Origin of the sequence: Halalkalibacter oceani, assembly GCF_040544555.1 — a bacterium.
In the GTDB taxonomy this organism is placed as follows: domain Bacteria; phylum Bacillota; class Bacilli; order Bacillales; family Bacillaceae_D; genus Halalkalibacter; species Halalkalibacter oceani.
In genome coordinates this window covers 92,153-117,155 of the sequence record NZ_JBEPKD010000004.1, presented here as the reverse complement: position 1 = coordinate 117,155, position 25,003 = coordinate 92,153, and the positions used below count along the sequence as shown (strand labels likewise).

Annotated in this window: 28 protein-coding genes; 24 read left to right on the top strand and 4 right to left on the bottom strand. The window is 47.5% G+C overall.

The window, feature by feature from the left end; all coding sequences use genetic code 11:
- Positions 1–52 precede the first annotated feature (52 nt).
- The 9 genes from ABMB67_RS07100 (at position 53) to ABMB67_RS07060 (ending at position 10,102) form a co-directional block, all read left to right on the top strand.
- Positions 53–1,021 carry a sugar phosphate isomerase/epimerase family protein gene (locus tag ABMB67_RS07100; RefSeq protein ID WP_354571506.1) on the top strand — a complete coding sequence of 323 codons (969 nt, stop codon included), beginning with the start codon at positions 53–55 and terminating at the stop codon, positions 1,019–1,021.
- Between the two features lie 23 nt (positions 1,022–1,044).
- Entirely contained in the window at positions 1,045–2,196 is a 1,152-nt protein-coding gene (locus tag ABMB67_RS07095; protein ID WP_354571564.1) for a Gfo/Idh/MocA family protein, read from the top strand.
- Between the two features lie 23 nt (positions 2,197–2,219).
- Positions 2,220–3,281, top strand: a complete 1,062-nt coding sequence (locus ABMB67_RS07090) for a LacI family DNA-binding transcriptional regulator (protein WP_354571505.1) — start codon at positions 2,220–2,222, stop codon at positions 3,279–3,281.
- Between the two features lie 32 nt (positions 3,282–3,313).
- Positions 3,314–3,964: a ThuA domain-containing protein gene (locus ABMB67_RS07085; protein ID WP_251223254.1), complete on the top strand. Its 651-nt coding sequence runs from the start codon at positions 3,314–3,316 to the stop codon at positions 3,962–3,964.
- Positions 3,965–3,979: 15 nt separating this feature from the next.
- The gene (locus ABMB67_RS07080) at positions 3,980–5,098 is read left to right on the top strand and encodes a Gfo/Idh/MocA family protein (protein WP_354571503.1); all 1,119 of its coding nucleotides are present in this window, start codon (positions 3,980–3,982) and stop codon (positions 5,096–5,098) included.
- Between the two features lie 6 nt (positions 5,099–5,104).
- Positions 5,105–6,397 carry an ABC transporter substrate-binding protein gene (locus tag ABMB67_RS07075; protein WP_354571502.1) on the top strand — a complete coding sequence of 431 codons (1,293 nt, stop codon included), beginning with the start codon at positions 5,105–5,107 and terminating at the stop codon, positions 6,395–6,397.
- 62 nt (positions 6,398–6,459) lie between these two features.
- Positions 6,460–7,392 (top strand): carbohydrate ABC transporter permease, encoded by a 933-nt coding sequence (locus ABMB67_RS07070; protein ID WP_354571501.1) that lies wholly within the window; start codon positions 6,460–6,462, stop codon positions 7,390–7,392.
- Positions 7,389–8,219, top strand: a complete 831-nt coding sequence (locus tag ABMB67_RS07065) for a carbohydrate ABC transporter permease (RefSeq protein WP_354571500.1) — start codon at positions 7,389–7,391, stop codon at positions 8,217–8,219. The genes ABMB67_RS07070 and ABMB67_RS07065 overlap by 4 nt, the downstream gene beginning before the upstream one ends.
- A 266-nt stretch (positions 8,220–8,485) precedes the next feature.
- Positions 8,486–10,102 carry a gamma-glutamyltransferase family protein gene (locus ABMB67_RS07060; RefSeq protein ID WP_354571499.1) on the top strand — a complete coding sequence of 539 codons (1,617 nt, stop codon included), beginning with the start codon at positions 8,486–8,488 and terminating at the stop codon, positions 10,100–10,102.
- A 171-nt stretch (positions 10,103–10,273) separates the two neighbouring features.
- On the opposite strand, the gene ABMB67_RS07055 is transcribed toward ABMB67_RS07060, so the two are convergent.
- Complete coding sequence (locus ABMB67_RS07055) at positions 10,274–10,723, bottom strand: Lrp/AsnC family transcriptional regulator (protein WP_354571498.1); 450 nt, start codon at positions 10,721–10,723, stop codon at positions 10,274–10,276.
- Between the two features lie 108 nt (positions 10,724–10,831).
- On the opposite strand from ABMB67_RS07055, the gene ABMB67_RS07050 reads away from it, so the two are divergent.
- Together ABMB67_RS07050 and ABMB67_RS07045 are read left to right on the top strand one after the other, a co-directional pair.
- Entirely contained in the window at positions 10,832–11,413 is a 582-nt protein-coding gene (locus ABMB67_RS07050) for a chromate transporter (RefSeq protein WP_251223247.1), read from the top strand.
- Positions 11,410–11,940, top strand: coding sequence for a chromate transporter (locus tag ABMB67_RS07045; RefSeq protein WP_251223246.1), 531 nt, complete (start codon positions 11,410–11,412; stop codon positions 11,938–11,940). Before ABMB67_RS07050 ends, ABMB67_RS07045 begins: the two co-directional genes overlap by 4 nt.
- A 181-nt stretch (positions 11,941–12,121) precedes the next feature.
- Here ABMB67_RS07045 and ABMB67_RS07040 read toward each other — a convergent pair whose 3' ends face one another.
- Positions 12,122–12,271 carry an FbpB family small basic protein gene (locus ABMB67_RS07040; RefSeq protein ID WP_251195146.1) on the bottom strand — a complete coding sequence of 50 codons (150 nt, stop codon included), beginning with the start codon at positions 12,269–12,271 and terminating at the stop codon, positions 12,122–12,124.
- A gap of 216 nt (positions 12,272–12,487) precedes the next feature.
- On the opposite strand from ABMB67_RS07040, the gene ABMB67_RS07035 reads away from it, so the two are divergent.
- The 7 genes from ABMB67_RS07035 (at position 12,488) to ABMB67_RS07005 (ending at position 17,774) form a co-directional block, all read left to right on the top strand.
- On the top strand, positions 12,488–12,907 hold the full coding sequence (locus tag ABMB67_RS07035) for a hypothetical protein (protein ID WP_354571497.1): 420 nt from the start codon (positions 12,488–12,490) through the stop codon (positions 12,905–12,907).
- 154 nt (positions 12,908–13,061) lie between these two features.
- Positions 13,062–13,208 (top strand): hypothetical protein, encoded by a 147-nt coding sequence (locus ABMB67_RS07030; RefSeq protein WP_251195148.1) that lies wholly within the window; start codon positions 13,062–13,064, stop codon positions 13,206–13,208.
- Between the two features lie 125 nt (positions 13,209–13,333).
- Entirely contained in the window at positions 13,334–13,675 is a 342-nt protein-coding gene (locus ABMB67_RS07025; protein ID WP_251223244.1) for a hypothetical protein, read from the top strand.
- Positions 13,676–14,319: 644 nt separating this feature from the next.
- On the top strand, positions 14,320–14,700 hold the full coding sequence (locus ABMB67_RS07020) for an OsmC family protein (protein WP_354571495.1): 381 nt from the start codon (positions 14,320–14,322) through the stop codon (positions 14,698–14,700).
- Positions 14,701–14,849: 149 nt separating this feature from the next.
- A complete protein-coding gene (locus ABMB67_RS07015) occupies positions 14,850–16,214 on the top strand; it encodes an MATE family efflux transporter (protein ID WP_354571494.1) in 1,365 nt (454 codons plus the stop codon).
- 26 nt (positions 16,215–16,240) lie between these two features.
- Positions 16,241–16,855 (top strand): YczE/YyaS/YitT family protein, encoded by a 615-nt coding sequence (locus ABMB67_RS07010; RefSeq protein WP_354571493.1) that lies wholly within the window; start codon positions 16,241–16,243, stop codon positions 16,853–16,855.
- 115 nt (positions 16,856–16,970) lie between these two features.
- Positions 16,971–17,774: a YfkD famly protein gene (locus ABMB67_RS07005; RefSeq protein ID WP_251195153.1), complete on the top strand. Its 804-nt coding sequence runs from the start codon at positions 16,971–16,973 to the stop codon at positions 17,772–17,774.
- Positions 17,775–17,938: 164 nt separating this feature from the next.
- Here the strand turns inward: ABMB67_RS07005 and yfkAB are convergent, their stop codons facing one another.
- Positions 17,939–19,048: a radical SAM/CxCxxxxC motif protein YfkAB gene (gene yfkAB, locus ABMB67_RS07000; protein WP_390188859.1), complete on the bottom strand. Its 1,110-nt coding sequence runs from the start codon at positions 19,046–19,048 to the stop codon at positions 17,939–17,941.
- Between the two features lie 161 nt (positions 19,049–19,209).
- Here yfkAB and ABMB67_RS06995 point away from each other — a divergent pair, with 161 nt between their 5' ends.
- From ABMB67_RS06995 to ABMB67_RS06970, 6 genes are all read left to right on the top strand, one after another.
- Positions 19,210–19,398, top strand: coding sequence for an SE1561 family protein (locus ABMB67_RS06995; protein WP_251195157.1), 189 nt, complete (start codon positions 19,210–19,212; stop codon positions 19,396–19,398).
- 14 nt (positions 19,399–19,412) lie between these two features.
- Positions 19,413–20,051, top strand: coding sequence for a histidine phosphatase family protein (locus tag ABMB67_RS06990; protein WP_354571491.1), 639 nt, complete (start codon positions 19,413–19,415; stop codon positions 20,049–20,051).
- A gap of 272 nt (positions 20,052–20,323) precedes the next feature.
- On the top strand, positions 20,324–21,868 hold the full coding sequence (locus ABMB67_RS06985; RefSeq protein WP_354571490.1) for a fumarate hydratase: 1,545 nt from the start codon (positions 20,324–20,326) through the stop codon (positions 21,866–21,868).
- An 85-nt stretch (positions 21,869–21,953) separates the two neighbouring features.
- Entirely contained in the window at positions 21,954–22,778 is an 825-nt protein-coding gene (locus ABMB67_RS06980) for a hypothetical protein (RefSeq protein ID WP_354571489.1), read from the top strand.
- A 63-nt stretch (positions 22,779–22,841) separates the two neighbouring features.
- The gene (gene pdaA / locus ABMB67_RS06975) at positions 22,842–23,648 is read left to right on the top strand and encodes a delta-lactam-biosynthetic de-N-acetylase (protein ID WP_354571488.1); all 807 of its coding nucleotides are present in this window, start codon (positions 22,842–22,844) and stop codon (positions 23,646–23,648) included.
- A gap of 114 nt (positions 23,649–23,762) precedes the next feature.
- Entirely contained in the window at positions 23,763–24,800 is a 1,038-nt protein-coding gene (locus ABMB67_RS06970; protein WP_354571487.1) for an LLM class flavin-dependent oxidoreductase, read from the top strand.
- A gap of 60 nt (positions 24,801–24,860) precedes the next feature.
- On the opposite strand, the gene ABMB67_RS06965 is transcribed toward ABMB67_RS06970, so the two are convergent.
- Positions 24,861–25,001 (bottom strand): hypothetical protein, encoded by a 141-nt coding sequence (locus ABMB67_RS06965; protein WP_354571486.1) that lies wholly within the window; start codon positions 24,999–25,001, stop codon positions 24,861–24,863.
- Between the last annotated feature and the right edge of the window lie 2 nt (positions 25,002–25,003).

Here is a 25,003-nt window from a genome sequence, read left to right as displayed (position 1 = left end):
ACCTTTTAGCCGCAGCCCTATAAAATAAATAAGCAGGCGAAGGGGAGGTTACATGAAAGTAGGAGTTTTTGCCGTGTTGCTGGCCACTGAACCATTACACGAGGTACTTGATTACTTGCAGAAGAAGGGAATAAATACCGTGGAAATCGGGACTGGAGGCTTTGTGGGGAATGCGCATTGCAACCCGACTGAATTGCTTGCCAATCCAGAAAAGCTGGCAGCCTTTAAGCGTGAATTTGAATCGCGCGGTATGGAAATAAGTGCGCTAAGCTGCCATGGGAACCCTCTGCACCCTAACGTCAAACGGGCTCAGGACGATCATCAGACTTTCGTTGATACAGTCAGGCTTGCAGCGAAGCTGGGGGTTGAGAATGTCGTGACGTTTTCCGGATGTCCTGGTGAATCAGAGCAGTCGCGCTATCCGGTATGGAACACGTGCACGTGGCCAAATGATTTTGCTGAAGTCTCCGAATGGCAATGGGAAAAGAAAGTAATTCCGTATTGGAAGGAGCAGAATGCGTTTTTGGCGGAACAAAATGTACGCGCGTCCATTGAGCCGCATCCGGGCTTTGTCGTTTATAATACGGAGACGATGCTGAGGCTGAGAACAGAATGCGGAACTCAGATTGGCGCTAACTTTGATCCGAGTCATTACTTTTGGCAAGGGATGGACCCAGTCGCTTGTATCCGGGAGCTGGGCAAGGAAAATGCTCTCTTTCACTTTCATGCGAAAGATACGAGAATTGACCGGCAAAATAGTGCGCTTAACGGCGTACTCGATTTAAAAAGCTATCGTGATCTGGCGAACCGCTCGTGGATTTTTAGAACAGTCGGGTACGGACATGGGGAGGAGATTTGGAAAGAGATTATTAGTGAATTGCAAAGGATCGGCTATGATGGAGCGATCAGTATTGAGCATGAGGATGGATTGATGAATCATCTGGAAGGGCTCGAAAAAGCCATCTCCTTTTTACAAAGCATCATTATTGAAAAACAGGAGGTGGAGATGTGGTGGGTGTAGAGAAGCGTAAAATCAGAATCGGCATGGTCGGCTATAAGTTTATGGGAAAGGCTCACTCTCATGCGTATCGCGATGTTTCCTTTTATTTTGATAATCAGGTTGAACCCGTTCTTCAGGCAATTTGCGGCCGCGATCAGGCTGCCGTAAAGGAAGCGGCGGAAAAAATGGGCTGGCTCAGCTATGAAACGGACTGGAGAGCACTGATCGCCCGTGACGATATTGATTTAATCGATATCGTAACCCCGAATAGCAGTCATGCGGAAATTGCGATTGCGGCAGCTGAAGCTGGGAAGCATGTGTTTTGTGAAAAGCCGCTGGCGATGACATTTGAGCAGGCGAAGCGAATGCTGGCCGCCGTTGAAAAAAATAATGTCCTCCACATGATCAACCATAATTACCGTTTCGCCCCTGCTGTGCAATTTGCCAAGAATTTGATCAATTCGGGGCGTCTAGGAAGGATCTATCATATTCGCGCGATTTACTTGCAGGACTGGATAATGGACCCGCAGTTTCCACTCGTATGGCGGCTATCCAAGGAAGCGTGTGGTTCAGGCGCACACGGCGATTTAGCTGCGCACAGCATTGATCTAGCGAGATTTCTTGTAGGGGAATTTAAAGAGGTTAGTGGATTAATGGAAACCTTTATAAAGGAACGGCCGCTTGTCGAAGGAAGTTCCGGCTTAAGCGGAAGTGCGTCAAGCTCAAAAACAGGACCGGTACATGTCGATGATGCCAGTTTATTTCTCGCCCGTTTTGAGAATGGGGCAATTGGAACCTTTGAAGCGACTCGTTTTGCCGGTGGAAATCGAAACGGCAATCGCTTTGAAATTAACGGCGAAAAAGGCTCGGTTCGTTGGGATATGGAGAAAATGAACGAACTGGATGTTTATTTTCACGATGATGAAGTCAATGTTCAAGGCTTCAGAACAATAAGCTGCACGGAGGAGGGGCATCCATTTGCCGCTGCTTACTGGCCGGCAGGACATATTATTGGCTATGAACATACTTTTATCAATCTAGTAGTAGAATTAGTGAAAGGACTTGAGAAAGGGGAAAGTCCAGCACCGAACTTTGTTGATGGTATGAAAAACCAGGCTGTGCTGGAAGCTGTTGAGCGTTCCGCAAGCTTGAAAAGATGGGTCGCCCTATCAGAAATAGAATCAAAATTCAGCTAACATTTGTACGCGCGTACAAAAAATTGAACGCGGGTACAAACGAGAAAGGAAGAGCAACAATCGCAACGAGAAAAGATGTCGCAAAAATGGCAGGAGTATCAGAAGCAACTGTATCTCGTGTCTTCAGTGAACAGGATGCGGTAAAGGAGCATACAAAGCAAAAAGTCCTAGCAGCGGCCAAGTCGCTAAACTATTATCCAAATGTGATGGCGAAAAACTTTGCAAAACGTAAAAGCGGGAATATAGGGGTGATTTTACCCTATTTACCAAAGGTGAAGCTGTTTTCTGTTTATTATTTTTCTGAGATTTTAAATGGGATTGGCGAGGCGATTGAAAAAGAGGGCTATGATATGCTGCTATTATTTCAGCGTGTCGGCCAGCCGTATGATTACAAAAAATATTTTCTGAGTCATAAGATTGATGCAGCGATTATATTAGGCGCGAAGGATTCACCTGAAGAAAGGGATTCACTGCGGGAGCTAAGGGATGCCGACTTCCCTTTCTGTCTGGTCAACCAACATTTTGACGGTGAGCAATTTTGTGAAATTGACGCTGAGCATGTGGCAGGCAGCTATGCTGCTGTGACTCATTTAATTGAGCAGGGCTGTCAGAACATCGCTTTTCTCAATGGACCTCTTGCCTATTCGAACAGTCTTGATCGTTTGAAAGGCTATCAGAAAGCCTTACAGGATCACGGCCTTTCAGGACAGGAACAGGCGGTTTTCTATGGTCAATACAGTCTTACGAGTGGTTATAAGGTGGCAGATGATCTGTTATCAGGTCAGCTGTATGACGGTATTGCGGTTGCTAATGACAGAATGGCGATTGGTCTTATGCAGCGGATGAAGGAGCTTGGGATCAAGCCGGGAGCTGATATAGCGGTTGTTGGATATGATGACTCCGATGCTTCCGCGATGTGTGATCCGGCTTTATCAAGCGTTCATGTTCCCTTTTTCGAAATGGGCAAACGATCTGTCCAGCGGCTTGTTAATCAACTGGCCGCTCCACACATGAAGCTGTTTCAAGAGAAGCTGGAAACAAGGCTGCTCATTCGGGAGAGCTCTCAACGAAATCAAGTCAAATAAGAATGTTCATGTAGGAGTAGGAGGAACTGGTGATGAAAAAGGCATTGATATTCCAAGGAGGCTGGGAAGGTCATGAGCCTGCTGAAGTAGCTGAGATTCTGGCCGGCATTTTAAAGCAGGAAACGTATGAGGTTGATATAACGGATACATTGGAAACGTTAGAAAAGGCTGAGCTAACAGGCTATGACTTAATCGTGCCGAATTGGACACAGGGCACGATCACGAAGGAGCAGCTTCAGCCTCTCCTTGACGCTGTTGCCGCCGGTACAGGGCTGGCCGGGTTGCACGGAGGAATGGGAGACAGCTTTCGGATGGCAGTGGATTATCAATTTATGGTGGGAGGTCAATGGGTAGCACACCCGGGCAATGAATTTGTTGAATATCAAGTCCGAATTCTTGATCAAGACCACCCGCTTACCGAGGGAATCAATGATTTTACCGTCGTTTCTGAGCAGTATTATATGCATGTTGACCCTGCTGTAAAGGTTCATGCGACGACAAAGTTTCCAATTAGTGAAGGGCCACATGAGGCAAATGGCGAGGTTGAGATGCCTGTCGTTTGGACGAAACGCTGGGGGAAGGGAAAGGTCTATTACTGTTCCCTGGGACATGTGGCAAAAACGGTGAATATGCCGGAAGTCATTACCTTAATGCGAAACGGAATGGTCTGGGCGACACGATAAGGGGGCGGGTTGACGATGAAAATTGGAGTGATCGGATGTGGGAATATTAGCAGCATCTACCTTGAGAACTGTCAATCATTTGCTGAAATAGACGTAAAAGCTTGTGCTGATTTACATCGGACTAAGGCAGAGCAGCAAGCAAAGAAATTCGGAATTCCTTTTGTTTACACGGTCGAAGAGCTGTTAGCGGATCACGAAATTGAGGTTGTCATTAATTTGACGATTCCAAAGGTTCATGCTGAAGTTAGCCGGCGTGTGCTTGAAGCAGGTAAGCATGTCTATGTGGAAAAACCATTAGCGGCCGAGCTTGACGAGGGAGAGGAGCTTGTCGCTCTTGCCGCGCAGAAAGGTTTGCGAATTGGTTCGGCTCCGGATACGTTTTTGGGAGCTGGCATTCAAACGTGTAAAAAGCTAATTGACGAAGGGGCTATTGGTCGGCCGCTTGCTGTCACTGGATTTATGCTGAGACCTGGACATGAGTGGTGGCACCCCGATCCGGCATTTTTTTACGAACGGGGCGGTGGTCCGATGTTCGATATGGGGCCTTATTACTTAACGGCATTTGTTCAGCTTCTCGGTCCGATGAAGCGAGTGACCTGCTCTGCCTCCAAAGCCTATTCAGAAAGAGTCATTACGAGCGAACCAAAATATGGCGAAAAAATTCCTGTGGAAACACCAACCTATTTGGCCGGGACGATTGAATTTAAAAACGGAGTCATTGGAACGCTGATTACAAGCTTTGATACATTTGCCAAAACTGACTACCCGAATATTGAAATTTTCGGGACGAAGGGGGTGCTGCGCGTCCCTGATCCAAATCGTTTTGGAGGGCCGGTATATGTGAAAAAGCAGGGGGAAGAAGAATGGATGGAAGTAGAATTGACACATTCTTATGATTATAATGCGCGTGGGCTAGGCGTATTAGATCTTGTCAGAGCGATAAGAGAGAATCGTGAGCACCGGGCGAATGGAAGTGTCGGGCTGCATGTACTTGAAGTGATGCATGGCTTCCATAGAGCAGCAGAGGAAGGACGGCATTATACAGTGAAGAATCAGTGTGATATTCCTAAACCGTTACCGGAAGAGAAAAAACAAGCCGGATTTGAAAGCGCTATCAAAAAAGTAAAGGAATGATGATGAATGAAGAAATTCCATTTGTTGTTCGGTGCTTTGGTCATTTTGCTTGTTGTTGCAGCGTGCTCCCCAAGTGATGAAGGGAGCAGTACCCCGGAGTCGAGTGAGCAAAATGGCGATAAGAAGGTCATTGATTTTTGGCATATTGATCCTGGTGTGAGAGAAGAGGTTTATATGGAGGCTGTTGCCCGGTTTGAAGAGAAGCATTCGGATGTGCAAGTCAACGTTCTGCAAATTCCGAACGACGATTATAAGCAGAGGATGGTCGTTGCGATGTCAGGGGGGAATCCGCCGGATGTTTTTCACAGCTGGGGAGGAGGCTGGCTTGAGGAATTCGTTCAATCAGGTCAGGTGAAAAATTTAAATGATGAGGATATTGATTTTAGTCAATTTGCTGAAGTGGCTTTAGACAATTCCACGTATGATGGAAACGTTTATGGGTTGCCGCTCGGATTATCTCCTTATGTCTTCTACTACAATAAAGATATTTTTGCTGAACATCATTTGGAGGTACCTGAAACGTATGATGAATTACTGACGATCATTGATGTGTTAAATGAAAATAATGTCATTCCCATCGCTTTAGCGAATCAGCCGAAGTGGCCAGGTGCTTTCTTCTTAATGTATTTGGCTGACAGGCTCGCCGGGGAGAATCTTTTTCTTGAAGCGTATCACCGCGAAGGAAGAGGCTTTGATGACCCTGCTTACGTTCAGGCAGGAGTGTATATTCAGGAGCTGGTAGAACGAAATGCCTTTAACCCGGGCTTTAATGGCATTTCCTATGATGCAGGTCAGGGGCGGCAGCTGATGTATTCAGGGCAGGCAGCGATGATGTTGATGACAAGCGGTTTTGTAAATAACATGCGGGACGAAAGCCCAGACTTTGAAGAAAAAATGGGAGTTTTTAACTTCCCGGCGCTCTCAGAGGGTGAAGGCGATCCTTCCAATATTAGTGCGGGAGCATCGCCGGTATGGTCGGTTTCTGAAAACGCCGAGCATGCTGACCTGGCTGTTGAACTTGTCAAGGAACTGACGAGCGTAGAAACGGCCCAGGCATTTGTTGATCGGACGGGTACAGCAGTGGCGTTGCTGGGAATAGAAAGCAGTGATCCATATGTGCAAACGTTTATGGAGATGATCGGCGAGGCCAATTCAATCCAGTTTCCTTATGATCAGGTACTTCCGCCGGCTTTAGGGGAGCTGCATAAGGATACAACACAGGAAATTTTAGGATTGACGATGACACCGGAGGAAGCAGCGGCGCAAATGGAAAGCAAGGCTCAGGAAGAGTTAGAGTAGACCGCGGCTGAGACGCGCCATCCCTATTTACACTTATTCTACGATAAAGAAGGGGATATCTAATGAATACTGTGCTACGTACAGAAGCAGCGATTGTAAAACAAGCAAAAAAGCAGAAACAGAAAAAAGCCATTACGATAGCGCTTTTCATTTTGCCAGCGCTGCTTGTTTATTCGGTTTTTATTCTTTATCCAATTGTTGCGACGTTTCAATACAGTCTCTTTAGCTGGAGCGGCGGCCAGGGAGAGCGGACATTCATCGGATTGCAAAACTATACGGTCTTGTTTGCCGATCAAACATTTTGGTCGGCTCTGCAAAATAATATGATGCTGATCTTAGCCTCTGTTTTCATTCAGATCCCCTTAGGCCTGCTTATGGCGTTAGTGTTATTCAGTCCAATTAAAGGGATTAAACTTTTGAATGTGTTATATTTCCTGCCGTATTTGATGTCGACGGTGGCGATCGGCTTGCTATGGATCTTTATGTATGATCCAATAAATGGTCCAATGAACCAGGTTGTTCAATGGTTTGGATTAGAGCCTGTTGCCTGGCTGGCAGATCAAAATACGGCACTGATTGCTGTATTAATTGTTATTATTTGGCAATTTGCGCCGTTTTATATGATCTTATTCAAAGCAGCAATGGTCGGCATTCCGGATGAATTGTATGAAGCAGCAGAGATTGATGGAGCAAATGGGATACAGAAGTTTTTCTCGATTACATTTCCAGCGCTGATTCCAACTATCGTGACTTCTTCCATTCTGGCGATTGTCGGTTCCTTAAAAGCATTTGACATCTTCTATATTATGACAGGCGGGGGACCAGGGAATGCGACGGAAATAGTAGGAACCTATATGTTCAAGCAAGGGTTTATTCATTTCAATATGGGCTATGCGAGCACGATTGCCGCAATGATGTTCATTCTGGCATTTATCAGTGTTCTAATCATTCAAGTGTTCGAGTATCGACGGAAAAAACGGGGGGCAGTGCTATGAGACCAGTTGAAATGCTGAAAAGAATCCTTCTTTATGTTTTGGCAGTCTTATTATTGCTGTTTACTGTCTACCCCTTCGTCTTTATGCTCGGTACGTCATTTAAAAGCATGGATGAGTTTTTTGCGAATCCGTTCTCCATTTTTCCCCAGTCATTCACAGTCGAGCATTATGTATCTGTGTTTGATATGGGATTAACAAGCTATTTTGTGAACAGTCTAATTATTACCACTGCCGCGGTTATTATAGTCGTTTTTATTGCTGCTTTAACAAGCTATCCACTGAGCCGGATCAAATTTAAGCTGAATCGTCCTTTGTTTTTGCTCTTTGTAGCGGGAATGATGCTGCCGATTCACGCCACATTAATTCCTATCTTTGTCATGACGAACAACTTTGGAATTTATGATACGCTGCTGGCGTTACTTGGCCCGTACGTTGCCTTCAGCCTGCCAATCTCGGTGTTCATTCTGACTCAATTTATGCAGGAAATCCCAAGGGAACTGGAAGAAGCAGCGCAAATTGATGGAGCGAGTCATTGGCGGATATTTTCCAAAATCATTTTTCCGAATGTGGTTCCGGCGATTTCTACAATTGTCATTTACAATTTTGTTTTTCTTTGGACAGAGTTTATCTTTGCGCTGATTCTCATTCAAACGCCTAGCAATATGACATTGCCGCTAGGGCTGCAAAATTTTTATGGCGAGTTCTCGATAAATGTACCTGGCCTAATGGCCGCTTTGGCATTGGCCAGCTTGCCTGTACTGCTGTTGTTTATTCTTGCCCAGGAGCGTGTTGTGAAAGGCTTATCTGGAGGGGCGGTAAAGGGATAGTGCAACAATCCCGCAAATAAGCTTGAGACAAAACGAGTTAGCATAGGGCTCGTAGCGGTTACACTCATAGGGGCTGGCCAAAAGGTTATTTTTTGCCTTTTGCCCAGCCCTGCTTTATTTTCGCAAAAATCCGAATAATACATAGACGAACATATTGAAATTAATTATAATGGATTAATGAACAAAATGATTGAATAGTAGTTTAATATCATTTTAAACGAAAGAATATGTGGGAATGACTTACCATTTGGTTAGGGGGAGACAAGATGCACGTATCATTTGATTCACATCGTTACCCATACTCGTCGAAGCGCAATGTCGTATACGGCAGACGGGGAATGGTTGGAACATCTCAGCCGCTCGCCGCAGAAGCGGGTCTCGCTATATTGAAAAAAGGTGGGAATGCGATTGACGCCGCGATCGCGACAGCAGCCTGCCTCACAGTGGTGGAACCGACATCGAACGGAATTGGTTCCGATTGTTTTGCCCTTGTTTGGACAAAAGGCAAGCTACATGGATTGAATGGGAGCGGGCAGGCGCCACAGCAGCTGTCGATCGAGGCTGTAACCGCAGCGGGGCATAAGGAACTGCCTAAGTACGGCGTCGTTCCGGTAACGGTTCCAGGCACACCGGGCGCCTGGGCGGAGTTATCGCGAACGTTTGGGAAGCTGCCGTTGGCGGACGTGTTAGCACCGGCGATTGAATACGCTGAAAACGGCTATCCGCTTTCTCCAACCTTGGCTCATTATTGGCAGGAGGGCTATCGTCAATTTTCTTCTTATCGGGAGCGCAAGGAATTTGCTTCCTGGTTTGAGACATTTGCGCCAAATGGTCGTCCTCCACAGGCTGGTGAAATCTGGTCATCGCCGGATCATGCGGAGACACTGCGTTTAATTGGAGAAACAGAGGCAAAGGCGTTTTACCAAGGTGAGATTGCCGAAAAGATTGCGTCGTTTTTTAAAGAGCATCAAGGATTCTTGCGTCAGGAAGATTTGGTTGCTTACAAGCCGGAATGGGTCGACCCGATTCATACGGACTACCGCGGCTATCAAGTGTGGGAAATTCCGCCGAACGGGCAAGGACTGGTCGCGCTTGAAGCGCTGAATATTTTAAAGGGATTCGAGTTTAAAGAGCGGGAGAATGGTGACACGTATCATAAAATGATTGAGTCGATGAAGCTTGCGTTTATTGACGGAATGACATATATCACTGATCCGCGGCATATGACGGTGACGCAGGAAGAGCTTTTATCGGATCAATACGCAGCTGAGCGGCGCGCTTTAATTGGGGAAGAGGCATTGCATCCGCAGCCAGGCACTCCGCAGTCGGGAGGGACTGTTTATATGGCGACGGCGGACGAGGAAGGAAATATGGTTTCTTTTATTCAGAGCAACTATATGGGCTTCGGCTCGGGGATTGTCGTACCGGGTACGGGCATTGCGATGCAAAATCGCGGTCATAACTTCTCGCTTGACCCAGCTCATGATAATGCGCTTGCGCCGGGAAAGAAAACGTATCATACGATTATTCCGGGCTTCTTAACGAAGGGAGATCAGCCGGTCGGACCTTTTGGCGTGATGGGCGGCTTTATGCAGCCTCAAGGTCATGTCCAGGTAGTGACCAATGCGATTGATTTTGCTTTGAATCCGCAGGCGGCTCTCGATGCACCACGCTGGATGTGGTCCGGTGAAAAAACGGTTTATCTTGAGCCGCATGTCCCGCAGCATATTGTGCAAGAATTGCGCCGGCGTGGCCATGATGTTCAAATCGGCTTAGATATCGGTTTATTTGGCAGAGGCCAAATCATTTGGCGTGACCCGGAAACAGGTGTCCTCGCAGGAGGAACAGAACCAAGAACAGACGGCCACCTAGCTGTATGGTAAGGCAGATGCCAAAAGGTGGTTTTCCCTTTTGGCATCTGCCTGAAGAGCGAGCGAAGGCGGCGCAAGGGGTTTCAAGGTCAGAAGGGAAGCGGGTTTCTTTCCTGCTGGCCGTGCGCCAGCCGGAGCCGCAGTCATTCAGGCAAAAGGTGGTTTTCCCTTTTGGCATATGCCTTACAAATTAAGTCCGCTGCGGCTTTTAAAGCGGCGTAAAAGAATATGACTTTCGACGCGGGTGATCCCTTCGAGGGCATAAAGCTCCTCATTAATAAAGGATTCGAGCTGTTCAAAGTCATCAACGAGAACATGCATGTGAAGGGTGCTTGGCCCTGTCATCTGATAGCAGCTTGCCACTTTGGGGTTTTCCGCCAGCGTTTCGGCCACGGAAACAAGGGACGTTGGCTCGCAATCCACCTCAAAAAAGGCAGATACTTTCTTCCCCACTTTGTCGGAATTGATGACAACACTGAACTTCTCGATGACCTCGGCTTCAATCAGCTGATTAATCCTTTCGCGAACGGCAACGCGGGACAGCTTTAACTCCTTCGCGATGTCGACATACGACATACGGCCATTCATTGTTAAGAGCTCAAGAATCTTTCGGTCTGTTGCATCTATTTTCATTTGCAGGCCCCACTTCTTTTGCTTTGTTTTGTATCTTATCATGATTGCCGCGTTATGTGTAGACTACTAAGGACGAGGAGGAAGTCTCCTGATGAAAGGGGTAAGACGATGAATTGGAAAACGAATAAAGATTTGTTTGTCGCTTTTTTTCGTGCGGGTATTCTCGGCTATGGCGGCGGGCCGGCAAGCATCCCGCTCTTTCATAAAGAAGCAGTCGAGCGGTACCGCTGGGTGACCGACGAAGAATTTGGCGATATTCTCGCCCTAGGAAACGCGCTTCCCGGGCCGATTGCGACGAAGATGGCCGGGTATATCGGCTATCGTCTTGCCGGCTGGAGCGGGCTTGCCTCCGCTATTTTGGCAACGGTTCTGCCTACAGTTCTGTTAATGATTGGGCTGATGGGTCTGCTAACAAGCCTGCGGGATTCCGCGATTGTGCAAGGGATGACGCAAGCGATTACTCCGGTAGTAGCGGTGATGATGCTGACGCTGACCTATTCCTTTTTCAAGCAATCGAAAAAGGGACTTGGGCTCGGACTGAGTATCGCGCTTGTGATTGTCAGTTTACTGCTTTACCAAGGCTTAGCGCTTCATCCGGCGGTCATCATTGGCGCTTTGCTGGCATATGGTCTTTTGGCAAAGCCGCGCAAAGAGAAAGACAAAGACAGGAAAAAAGGAGAAAGCGCATGATCTATCTGCACATCTTTTTAGCTTTTTTTATTCCTAATATTGTTGGATACGGCGGCGGGCCGGCCTCTGTTCCGCTGATCCAGGAAGAAGTGGTCAACCGCTATGGCTGGATGACGGTGGAAGAATTTGCTGAACTGCTGGCGATTGGAAATGCGCTGCCTGGCCCGATCAACACGAAATTAGCCGGATATATCGGTTATGAAATGGGGGGAGCATTTGGTTCGTTTGTCGGTCTGTTCGCGACGATTGCCCCTTCTTTACTGGCGATGGTCTTCTTGCTCGCGCTGTTGTATAAATTCCGCAACTCTCCACGGGTGAAACGAATGACCGGTTTGATCAGGCCAACGATTACCGTATTGCTTGGAGTGCTTACATGGCAGTTTTTCGGAAGCTCATTGCAAGGAGCGGGCCTCGGTCATACGATGGTGCTGGCTTTGGGCAGCTGGGTCTTGATGGAAAAAGTGAAGATCCATCCAGCCTATGTCATCGCCGGATCGCTTTGCTATGGGGCGCTGTTTTTAGCCTGAGCGCTTCAGACGCGTCACGTCCTGCACAAGGTGAGTTTGCGACAAAACCAGCTGGAGGCCGGGCAAAAGGTAACCCTTTGTCCCGGCCTCCACAGTTTACACGATGTGCGTCTTCTGTTTTTTATCAATTATCCAACGGTTTCGTACAACCCCTGATTATCTTTTGCCTCGAGGCCTAGTGTTACTGGGCCTTTTTAAATTCTTTTTCATTGTTTTGAGAAGAACGCTCATCAATGCGTTTTTCAATTTCGGCTAAAGCCTTTGGATCATTTAAGAGCTCTTTTTTGTTCTCGGATACAAGTTCTTTAAATGATGCTACCTGTCTTCTCATACTGGAATCACCTCAACTCTTAGGATGTAAGTTCATTATAACAACAGATGATGTGGAAAGAATGAAGGAATTGTTACAATTTTGCGAAAAAAGAATTTTATTAACGATTATTGTCGAATATGTCTATCGACAGAAAGCCTTACATACGTTAAGAAAAACAGGGTTATGAATAGGGGATGTGTTGTTTATCCATGATAAAGGCAGGGGGAAGTTGGCATGAAGGGCTGGTATCACTGGCGTCCGGTTAACCCGCGGTTAATTGAGGACTTGTTGAAAACGGAGAGCTCAGATATGCTCACGATTGATTATTTATCCGTGATTGCGAAAACAAGTGAAGAACGTCAGCTTTGGCGGCTCCTTCTTGACAGCAGAAGAAAAGATTATATTCTTTTAAAGCAGGTGTACAGCTTGCAAACCGGGACTTCCCCTGAGGTTGACCAGGAGGTTTTTCAAAAGCCGGAATCATATGAGCAGGGCACGCATGCCCAAATCCGGCAATCGGGACACAGGCTATCTTTGCTTGAACAGGCTTATCAGGAAGCAGGAGATGAAAGAATCAGGCAAGTCCTTCAGCTCCTCATTCATCAGCATCGGTATGAAGGAATGGTTTTTAGACGTTTAACTGCTTTACAATAAATATAAAATATTTTTCAAAAAACTATTTACATGGACAGATTATGTTGTTAGAATATTTTTAACATTTAAAAGGGCGAGCACTCTTTTATAAATAGAAAATGAGCGAATGCTCAATCGGCTGCCGCCATAAATAACATCAAGGGAGAGAGAAGCTATGACGGTATCAGAAAAGAAAGCATTGGAAGAAATGCAAAAGAAGCTGGAACTTCTTGCGACGGAGATTAACGACTTAAAGAAATCAAGTCAAAATGGCTTTGAACAATTAGATACGGATGACTTGCTGACGCAGGCGTATAACTAATAGACAGAAGGACTCCCAGGCCAGGCTTGGGTTAGTCCTTTTTTTGTCGGACTTGCCCTGCGGATAGAACTGGTAGACCCTTGGCTTCAATGGTAAAATGAAAGAAAAGCGGAGGAGGATGGATGATGGAGAAAAAGTGCACGATGTTTTGTAAAGGAGCATGGATAGGAGGCGCCATTGCTCTTGGTGTTCTGCTGTCAAAAAAGGAATACCGGGAAAGAGTGGCAAAGGAAGCAAAACAAGTCAAACAGTGCACGGTGGATGCAGTGAATTTTGTCCGGGATAACCGCGAGCAGATTATCGCTCACATTCGTGAGACGGCAAACGAAGTCTCCACCATGATGCGTGACATTAGCGAGGATGTTAAGCAGCTAAGTCAGGCCGCAAGTCATCTGAAGGAAAGCTCCGAGGAGATTGTCAAAGCAACAAAGGAAGCAGCGGCGGAAATAAAGACCTTGAAGAAATAGACGGACTGACAGCTGAAAATGTTTATGTATAGAGTCAGGATAACGGGACATGATAAGGAGCGAGGAAGCAGCAGCTGCTGTTTCCCATCCACCCACCGTTTTCAAGATAATGTTCAAAGATGCAACAGGCTAGTAACGTGAATTGTAAAAGGAAAGCCTTTCTCGAGGTGATTACGTTGGAGAATGATAAATATTTTCAAGAATGTTTTTAACATGAATGAAGGTAGGTGTCTCCAAAAGACAAACATCGTTTCGACCCCAGATTGTTCATTGAATAATCATGCTTGAGCGGTAGTGGAAAAAAAGAAGGTGACCACCTCGCGTGTGTCACCTTCTTTGATCTTTAAAGGGAGAGTGAGCGTATGAGCAAGAAAAAGAAGCAAAAGCAAAGCGCCAATCAAAAACATAATCATAAAACGAGCAGTTCAGCTAATAAATCCAATCAATACCATTAAAAAAGCTCGATCTGCTCTGTGAGCGTCAGTGTGTAAAGTCCGGGCAAAAGGTGAAAATCCTTTTGTGTCGGGCTTTTCTCAATGATGAGCGCGTGGATGTACGGTTTCTGAGAACGTAAAAAGTGGCGGAATACATGACGGCGTCGGTCAACGCTGTTACAATAAAAGGAAGAGAGGGAGGGATAAGGCATGGATTTTCACATGAAGGAGCATAGCTTTACGACCGATTTGGAGTTTGGTCAGCTGGAAGTATCGGGGAATGAGGAATACGGGTTTCGGCCTTACCAATTACTAGTGTCGGCGGCGGCTGTTTGCAGCGGGGGCGTGCTGAAGAGGATATTGAGGAAGCAAAGAATCACGTTTGAAGATATCCGTATTCATGCTGATGTGAAGAAAAGTGAGCATGGGGCCAATGAAATAACGGACATTCACCTTCATTTCACGATTGCCGGCACGGATGCTTCTGAAGAAAAGGTGAAGAAAGCACTGGAAATCACACGCAAAAACTGCACGATTGTCCAATCGATCAAGGATAGTATTAACATAACGGAGAGCTTTGAACTGCAATAAGCAACGTACAGAAGCAATAAACTGATGATGCTTATTGTTCTGTTCTTACATAATTGTACAAGATAAGATAAAAGGACGTCGGCTTGAAAGAAAACCGACGCTTGTAAAAAATGGTGCAGTGGGGGTTTTAGCGAGGGAAGGGATGACGATTGACACAGGAAAATCAACTCGATTTCACAGAAGGAAAAATCCTCAAAAAAATGGTGCTGTTTTCGTCGCCAATATTCATCAGCAATCTGTTACAGTCTTCCTATCAGCTGATTGATTCGATTTGGGTTGGAAACTTACTTGGAGCGGATGCTCTCGGTGCCATTTCAATATCGGCTACGGTCGTGTTTACGGTCCTGTCCTTTATTATTGGCTTAAACGGTGCGACCTTGACGGTGATTAGCCAGCGAAGAGGGGCGAAGGACGAAGAAGGACTGAAGGATTCGCTGAATGCGTTTGTGTTCGTTCTCGGCTTGCTCGCACTTTTGCTCGGCTTGATTGGCTTTTTGTTTTCCGGCGCGATTCTACGCTTTATGGGGACACCGGAAACTATTTTGCCAATGGCCCAGGCGTATTTGCAAATTAATTTTGTCGGGATTCTCTTTTTATTCGGCTATAACTTTATCGGGACGGTCTTACGCGGGATGGGTGACAGCCGCACGCCGGTCCGTTTTATTTTGCTTGCTGTTGTGCTGAATGCTTTTCTTGACCCGCTATTTATTTACGTGCTTAATTTCGGAATTGAAGGAGCAGCTTACGCGACAGTTATTTCACAGGGGATCGCCTTTTTATATGGGCTGTTCTACTCAATTTATAAAGCAAGCGTTCCTTTTCAAGTGCCGAAGCTGCCGGAGAAGAGATATTTTATTGTCCTGTTTAAAATGGGGCTGCCGGCCGGGCTTTCGATGATGGCCATCTCAGCAGGAATGATGGCGATTATGACCGTTGTTACAAGCTTTGGTGAACAGGCGGTCGCCGGATTTGGCGCCGCTCAGCGACTTGATAATCTGATTATGCTGCCGGCTCTCACGCTTGGGGCGGCGGTCAACAGCATGGCCGGGCAGAACATCGGGGCAAGGCAGTGGAAAAGGGTCAATGAAATTGCCAAGCAGGCGATTATCCTGATTATCGTCGTCTCCCTGACGGTAAGCACGATTATCTTTATCGGCGCAGAAACATTTGTCAGAATCTTCGTCCAGGAGGAGGAGACGGTGGCCTTTGGCGCGATGTATATCCAGATGATCGCCTTCTTTTACCCATTTCTCGGGATCAACTTTGTCTTGAATGGAATCGCCAGAGCAGCCGGAGCGATGTTTCCTGTGCTCATTTTGAACATCATTTCATTTTGGGTGTTGCGCTATCCGCTGACTGCACTATTTGCGTCCTGGTTTGGAGAAGAGGGGATTGCGATTGGCATGGGAGTAAGCTTTGTCATTAGCAGCGTCGTGGCGACCGGCTACTATTTCCTCGGAAATTGGCGTAATATCAGTGAAGAGGTGATGACAAGCACCGAAAAACAACCGTAATAGTAAAAAAAGAAATGGAGAATTCAATGAAACCAATTATTATTCGTTTAATAAGCTATCTCGGGGGATTGCTTATTCTATCTTTTGGCATTACGTTGACGATTCTGGCCGGGCTCGGTGTCGGCGCCTGGGACGCTTTAAATGTCGGATTGGCGAACCGGACGAACTTTTCAGTCGGCAATTGGGTGATTTTTGTCGGGATCGCGCTCATTTTGCTTAATGCGCTGCTCGGCAGACGAAAGCCGGAGCTTCTTGCGCTCGTCACTGTGATGGCGATTGGGTATTTTATCGATTTTTGGCTGATTGTCGTTTTTGACTATCATTTATTCAGCGGCTTTTTGCTTCAGCTGACCGTCCTTCTTCTCGGCGCGGTCATTATTGCTTTCGGGATTTCGGTTTATTTGCAGGCCGAGTTTGCCGTCATCCCAATCGACCGTTTTATGTTTGTGATCAAAGATTTATTAGGTGTTCGTTTAATGGTGGCCAAAACGATTTCTGAGCTTATCGCCTTAACGGCTGCCTTTGTCGCAGGCGGGCCGATCGGACTTGGTACCGTTCTTGTGACGTTTTTGATCGGACCGATGATTCAATGGTTTTATCCGCGGGTGGAGAAGCGGATTAATTGGCGTGAATCGTTGTAGCGACATGGAATTTTCATCGGAGAAGCATCCTCCTTGACCGGATCGTGGATAAATTTTTTAACAAGGCTCACACTATGAACAAAAGAGAGCTGAAAGTTAAAAGGAGGCTTCGAAGATGAAACGATTTATCGCTGTATTCATGCTGGTCTGCCTGTTCATCCCGTTCGGAAATGCGCTGGCTACCGAAGGTGACAAACAAGAAAAGCAGTCATTTCAAATTCCTAATTCCGTGTTGAATATTTCCAAGGAAAACACGTATACAAATCCTACTCAGGACTTGCCATATTTGCAGCCGAGCACGCTTGCTCAAGAACTGATGGAGACGACAGAGGTGAAAATTGAGAACCCGGACCTGATCCGAATTTTAAATGAATCGACGATTAACGATTCGAAATTAGCACTTGGCTTCCGTGCCTCCATTTATTTAGGGGAGTGGCCGCTTTCCTATGATTCGGCCGGAACCGAGGTGAATTGGGAATACCAGAAGGTTAACACGAACTATTTGGACAACCGCGGCGGGCGGACACCGCAGAAGCTGACGTATCATCAGGAGCAGCAGAAAAAGGTCAATGGCGGTTTAACCGCGAAAATTCCGAACAGTGAAGCGGTCAAAAAGATGATGATGATTAAAGCGGCGGAGCATACGAATTTGCCATTATCGTTTGAGACGGTGATCGGGCAGGGAACGCGGAAAAACAACACCTATAATATCGCGCCGAAGCAGGTCGGCTATTTGCACAGCTTCGTGCCGGCGGTCAATGAAAAAGGAAAAGTGACATATGGCGAGGTGTATTTAACGTTTAAAGGCGGAAAGCGGAAGCTTGAAGTAAAAAACGTCACCCAGCAAGGCGTCGGCTCGTGGATTCCGGTACAGGATCACCTCTCGTTTTCCTTCATGTCGGCGAACCAGCCTAGATAAGCTGTCTTGAATAAATGCATGCAAATAACGCTCAGATTTTCCCTGCTGAGCGTTATTTGCATGCTATTTGAATTGTAACTGATAAGCAAGAGCATTACTGAAAATACTGGGATGAACTTTTTCCATTCATACAAAAGCTCCGATCTCGCTTCGGCCATAATCCTTTATAGATTCGTCTTCTTTTTTGTAAAGTCAACGTCCTGGTAATAGGAGTTTTTGACAAGGAGGTTGGGGCCGAGACATTGGACGGTTGGGCAATGACAATGTAAGGAGGCGGCCACGGTGGAACGGTGCCACGTTTCAAAGGCCTCCGGCAAGGAAGTCGTGCGGATATCACCCAATGGCGGCGTATCGCCGAAATCAGTCACGATAATTTTGCCGTCAAACACATTAATGTTTAAGCGTGAACGCCCGTCAGGATCGTTGCGTACGGTCACATTCTCTTCGGCATAGAGCCTCTTTTGTAAAGCGAGATCTTCTTCATTCATGCTGCACGGGTAAAATGGCAATGTGCCGAACAGCATCCACACCTCTTTGGCACGAACGTCGAGCAAACGCTGGATTCCGTCGCGGATTTCAGCGAGACTGGCGACCTCAAGCTGACTGGCGAAGTCGCTTGGATACATCGGGTGAACCTCGTGACGCTGACAGCCCATCTCCACAATTTGCTCATGAATTTTTTCAATATGAGGCAAGGTTCGTTTATTGAGCATTGTTTCGGCGGAAACAAGAACGCCCTGGCTTGTGAGGGCCTTCGCATTGTCAACCATGCGATGAAAGAGCTTTGCGCGCTGGGCGAAGCTTGGCTTTCTGTCCATTACGGCAAAGCCGATGTCGGCAAAATCATCAACGCTGCTATAATTGTGAGAAATATGAAGTACATCTAAATACGGAATAATTTTTTCATACCGCTTTAAATCGAGCGTTAAATTCGAATTGATTTGCGTCCGGGCGCCTCGTTCGCGGGCATATTTCAGCAGGGGAACGACGTATTGCTCAACGGATTTCAGCGAAAGCATCGGCTCTCCGCCGGTGATGCTGAAGGCGCGCAAATGCGGGATTTCATCGAGACGGCTAATCAGCAGCTCAAGCGGCAACGGCTCGGCTTCCTTTGTCGTTAGCGTATAGCCGACGGCGCAATGCTCGCAGCGCATATTACATAAAGTAGTGGTCGTTATTTCAATATTCGTCAAGGTAAGCCGGCCAAATTCTTTCATATCCTGATAAGCTTCCCATGGATCGTGGTTTGGGGTAATTGCCGGTAATGTATGAATCACAAAACATCGTACTCCTTTTTATTGTAGCTGAAAATCATCATGCCACTATCATACCGTATTGCCCTGTGAAAATTCCACCCTGCAATCCGCGTTGTTCAGACGGGGTCAATCTGTTAAACTTTGAATACGATACTTGCTTTGCGAAGGAGAGAACACAGTTGGGTGGAGCGATTCACGATAAAAAAACACAATTACATTATTTACAAAATCGGTTTGACCTTGTCATGCAGATGCTTGAGACGATTGATCCTGACGAAGCGGGAGTGGAAGAAATCGACCGTCTGCTCGCGATCCTCGATGAGATTGAGCTGAAATGCAAGCAGTTCAGACATGATTGGTCTGAATAAGGAGCTGAATGGTAATGAATGTCTTTTTCATTCGTCACGGAGAGTCGATGGGGAACCGGCAAGGGAAGATTCAGGGCTGGATGGACTTTGAGCTGTCCGAGCTCGGCATCAAGCAGGCGCAGCTGCTCGCCGCTTATTCAGAGAACCTGGCACTCGATTATCTTTACAGCAGTGATTTAACGCGGGCCTATGATACAGCGAAAGCGATTGCCGCACGCAATCACCTCGATGTGAGAAAGTGGACAAAGGTGCGTGAAGTTCACTTAGGTCCGCTGCAGGGGCTGTCTCGCCCCGACATTTATGAGCGCTTCCCGGAGACGAAGGAGCGTTCCATTTTAACCTCAGGATTGGAAGGAACGGAAAGTGTGGAGCAGCTTACAAAGCGCTGCCGCTTTGTCGTCGAGCAGCTGCTGCTCGCTCATCAGAACGACAATATAGCGATCGTCTCCCACGGCGGCTTTATTAGCATTTTGCTCACTTATTTGCTGGCGGGAGAGCAGTGGCCGTCTTTGCACCGGGCGTTCCAGATTGGCAATACAAGCATCACTCATGTGGAATGGACAAAGGAACAGAAGCCGGTGATCCACTATACGAACCAGACGATTCATCTCTCCTCTCTGCTCGAACCGAGCAATAAAATTGGCTTATTATAGCGTGGGCAACCCGGATTTGTTAAGAGGATGGCCCATAACTGGATAGCATACAATGGCTCCACTCACAACGGGATTTGAAAGATCGTGGCGGCTCCGTTCATTGCTGAGAGGCATGGATAAAAGGTTGTTTTTCACCTTTTATCCATGCCTCTTGTTAAGTCTTTCCTGGGTACGAAGCCGCTACTTTTCCCTTTCGGAATGTTTCGACTAGCATTATAATAGGAGAGGATGAATGTGACTAAGGAGATTACATAGAGGAAAGGGAGAGGAAAATGCAAAAGCTACAAGAAAGCATGTACCAATTGATTGTCGAAACGTCTACCAACTTGCCCAATGATGTTCGGCGCGCAATCGTGAAAGCAAAGCAGCAGGAAAACGCAGGTACGCGTGCGGCGTTATCGCTTTCTACGATTACAGAGAATATTGAAATGGCGGATGATAAAATTTCGCCGATTTGTCAGGATACGGGAATGCCGACCTTTAAAATTAAAACGCCGGTCGGAGTGAATCAGCTTGAAGTGAAACGGGCCATTCATGCAGCGATGGAGCAGGCGACGGCGGATGGAAAGCTTCGCCCCAATTCCGTTGATTCATTGACTGGAAAAAATTCAGGAAACAATCTCGGTGAAGGAACGCCGGTCATTTACTTTGAACAATGGGAAAAGGATTATATTGACGCGCGCTTGATTTTAAAAGGCGGCGGCTGTGAGAATAAAAACATTCAGTATAGCCTGCCAGCCGAGCTTGAAGGATTGGGCCGGGCAGGACGCGACCTGGATGGGATCCGCAAATGCATTATGCACTCTGTCTATCAGGCGCAGGGCCAGGGGTGCAGCGCGGGCTTTATCGGCGTCGGCATCGGGGGAGACCGGACTTCCAGCTACTCTCTTGCCAAAGAACAGCTGTTTCGCACGGTGGATGATGTCAATCCGAATGAAGAACTGCGCAAGCTTGAGGATTATGTCATGGAGCATGCCAATGAGCTTGGCATCGGAACGATGGGCTTCGGCGGGGAAGCAACGTTGCTCGGCTGTAAAATCGGCGCGATGAACCGTCTGCCGGCCAGCTTCTTTGTTTCCGTTGCCTACAACTGCTGGGCATATCGCCGTTTGGGCATCGTCGTTGATCAGGAGACTGGCGGAATTAAGGAATGGCTTTACAAGGATGGCGAGACAGTCGATTTGAATGTCGCCTCGAAGGAAGTGGCCGCTGCTGCCGAGGAGAAGAGCGAAGTCCGTGAGGTTGTGCTGGAAGCGCCGATCACCGAAGAGAAGATCCGTGAGCTTAAAGTCGGAGATGTCGTCATTATTAATGGCATGATTCATACAGGCCGTGATGCGATCCACCATCACTTGATCGACCATGAGGCGCCAATTGATTTGGACGGTCAGATCATTTACCACTGTGGTCCGGTTATGCTGAAGGATGACAAGGGCGAGTGGCATGTGAAAGCAGCCGGCCCGACGACAAGTATCCGTGAGGAGCCGTATCAAGGCGATATTATGAAGAAGTTCGGCATCCGCGCTGTTATTGGTAAAGGCGGAATGGGGCCAAAGACGCTGAAGGCGCTTGAGGAGCACGGCGGTGTTTACTTAAACGCGATCGGTGGAGCGGCGCAGTATTATGCCGACTGTATTAAGAAGGTGCACGGCGTTGATCTGATGGAATTCGGGATTCCGGAAGCGATGTGGCACCTTGAAGTAGAAGGATTTGCGGCGATTGTCACGATGGATTCGCATGGCAACAGCCTGCATGCCGATGTCGCCAAAACATCGCTTGAAAAGCTGGAGCAGTTTAAAGAGCCGGTGTTTAAGTAAGCGGCAGAAAACAATTTCAGGGATGTCCCGAAAGGCCGATGGCTGGTCCTTTTGCGGCATCCCTTTTTCGTAAGGAGGGGGAACATTGGATTACCGTGACTACCAAAGGAGGCAGGCGAAGGCGCTTAAATGGGCGGGTAATTTTATGCTTGGAGTGTCCGTTCTATTGCTTCTCTATGCTGCTTTAACGGGCTTTGCCACTTTTTTTGCGGGAAGAGGGGGGCAGGCTCTCCTTTACTTCGTTTTTATCCTGATCATCTGCTACAGCTTTTCCTCCTGGTTTTCACATTTAGCAAACCGCGAGATCAATCCGCTCACGTTTGACAGTGAAGAAACGCTTCTGACAGCGGGCCGTCTTCTGTTTACATCAGACATGCATTGGCTTCGGCGCTTTCATTTCTTTTCATTGGATGGCAAGCGTGTCGCCTACGTTGAAGAGGAAGTCTCCTTTCTCCGCCTTTGGAGCGGGCTTTTCCGTTTGATCGGGTTGAGCATGCTGTTTCCTGTGAAGATGACATTTCAGATTGATCAGGAGCGCCGGCTGATGCTGCTGAAAAAAGCGGGGATGTCAGCGCCGTTCGTTCTGCTTGATGAGGCTGGAGAAGAAATCGGTTCTTTTACTCATAATTGGCGTGCTTTTTCGCGCTTTGACGTTCAAATCCATCAACGTGGAGAACAGATTGCGGCATTAAACGGCGGGATCGGCGCCTTGGAATTTAAAGTAATAGACAAGGAATCACAACAGCAATTGCTTTTTGTCAGGACAGGTGGTGTTCCGACCGAAGCGATGGAATTATTTTCAAATGGGGCCGATATTATTGATCTCGATCCAGCTATGAGTGAACAGCGGCGTCTGCTGGCGCTTGGCTCATTGGTCGCGTTATACACGTATTATCAGATTAGACGTTGAGCCATACATAAACCATTTCCGCAAGTGCCACACTAACAAAAAAATGAGGGAGATTGATACATCATGCCGAGAAAAATCATCGTTCTTCTTTTCCTCATGCTGGCGTTCGAGTGCGCAACGAGCATCGAGCCGGCGCTCGCTTATAGCAACAAAACGTATAACTGGAGCTATAAGCCGGAAAAAGACAACAAACCGGTCACAACCGAACCTGTTTTTGAAAAATTGCTGGAGGATACAAATGGCGTCTTTATCGGCGATACGACGAAAAAAGAGCTCTATTTAACATTCGATAATGGCTATGAAAACGGCTATACCGAAAAGGTGCTTGACGTGTTGCAGGAAAAGCAGGTGCCGGCGACTTTTTTTGTGACGGGGCATTATTTGGAAACCGCGCCGGAGCTGGTCCAGCGTATGGTGGCTGAAGGTCATATCGTCGGGAATCATTCCTGGCATCACCCGAGCCTGCCAAGCGTCGGCGACGGGCGTTTGATTGACGAGCTGCAAAAAGTGAAGGAGGCTTTCGCGGAGCTGACAGGTGTGAAAGAAATGAATTATTTACGGCCGCCACGGGGGGAATTTAGTGAGCGGACGTTAGCATTGTCGGAAAAAATCGGCTATACGAATGTATTTTGGTCAATGGCCTACAAGGATTGGGAAGTCGACAAGCAAAAGGGCGGCCAGTATGCCTACGATCAAATTATGAAACGGATTCATCCCGGCGCGATCATGCTGATTCATTCGGTCTCAAGCGATAATGCCGAAGCGCTGCCGAGCGTGATTGATGAGGCGAGGGAACTTGGCTATGAATTCAAAAGTCTTGACGACCTGATGCTTGACAAGCAGCTGCAGCAGTTCCCCTTTCCGCGATAATAAAGAGATATCGTTGGCAACATGCGGCAAAATGTGATACATGTAAAACAAGAGAAGATCACGATACTGTTGCTTTGCTCATAAAAAGTGAACAGGGAGTTGGAGGAGCGTTTCATGGAAATAGGGATCAGTACATTTGTCGAAACAACACCAGATGTGAACACGGGGAAAACAATTAGTCATGCCGAGCGCATACGGGAAGTCGTTGAGGAAATCGTCCTCGCCGATCAGGTCGGTCTTGATGTATTCGGTGTCGGCGAGCATCATCGCGAGGACTTTGCCGCCTCTAATCCGGCGGTCATCCTGGCCGCTGCCGCTTCGCAAACAAAGCGGATCCGCCTGACGAGCGCGGTCACCGTCCTTTCATCGGATGACCCAGTCCGCGTCTTTCAGGAATTTGCCACGCTTGATGCGATTTCAAACGGACGAGCGGAAATTATGGCGGGACGGGGATCCTTCATCGAGTCGTTTCCGCTGTTCGGCTACGATTTGCACGATTATAATGAGCTGTTTGACGAAAAGCTGGAGCTTCTGCTGCAAATCCGTCAATCGGAGAAAGTCACATGGCAGGGCAAGCATCGTCCGGCGATCCGCAATTTAGGCGTCTATCCGCGTCCGGTGCAGAATCCGCTGCCTGTCTGGATTGGAAGCGGCGGCAATCCCGAGTCGGTCGTCCGTGCCGGTAAACTTGGCCTGCCGCTCGTGCTGGCGATCATCGGCGGTCGCCCGCTTCAATTCGCGCCGCTCGTTCAGCTCTATAAGCAGGCTGCCGCAGAAGCGGGTCATGATCCGGCGAAGCTGACCGTCGCTTCTCACTCACATGGGTTCATTGCCGAGGATCGGGAAGAAGCGGCAGACGCCTTTTTCCCGTCAACGCAGCTGGTGATGAACAAGCTGGGCAAAGAGCGGGGCTGGGGCCATTATGGCCGGGCGAGCTTCGATGCCGCCCGCAGTCTGGAAGGAGCTTTGTATGTCGGCGATCCGGACACCGTCGCAGAGAAAATCATTCACCTCCGCAAGAACGTCGGCATCACCCGCTTCATGCTCCATGTTCCTGTCGGCTCGATGCCGCATGAGCAGGTCATGAAGGCGATTGAGCTGCTCGGTACGAAAGTCGCGCCAAAAGTGCGGGAAGAAGTGGCGGGGCTGTAGTAGCTCCGTTTTATGCCAATCCCCTACCGAAGGGTTTCTTCGGTAGGGGATTTATGTAAATCAAAGCTTATTTTGATCTCTAATTTCCTTCAAAATTTCAATTACACGGTTGTTCTGATTTTCGATCGTTTTCAGTCTTTTTTCAATGATGGCTGAAGAAAAAAAGACAATTAGAACAAGAGCGATAGCGATAATTTCCATAT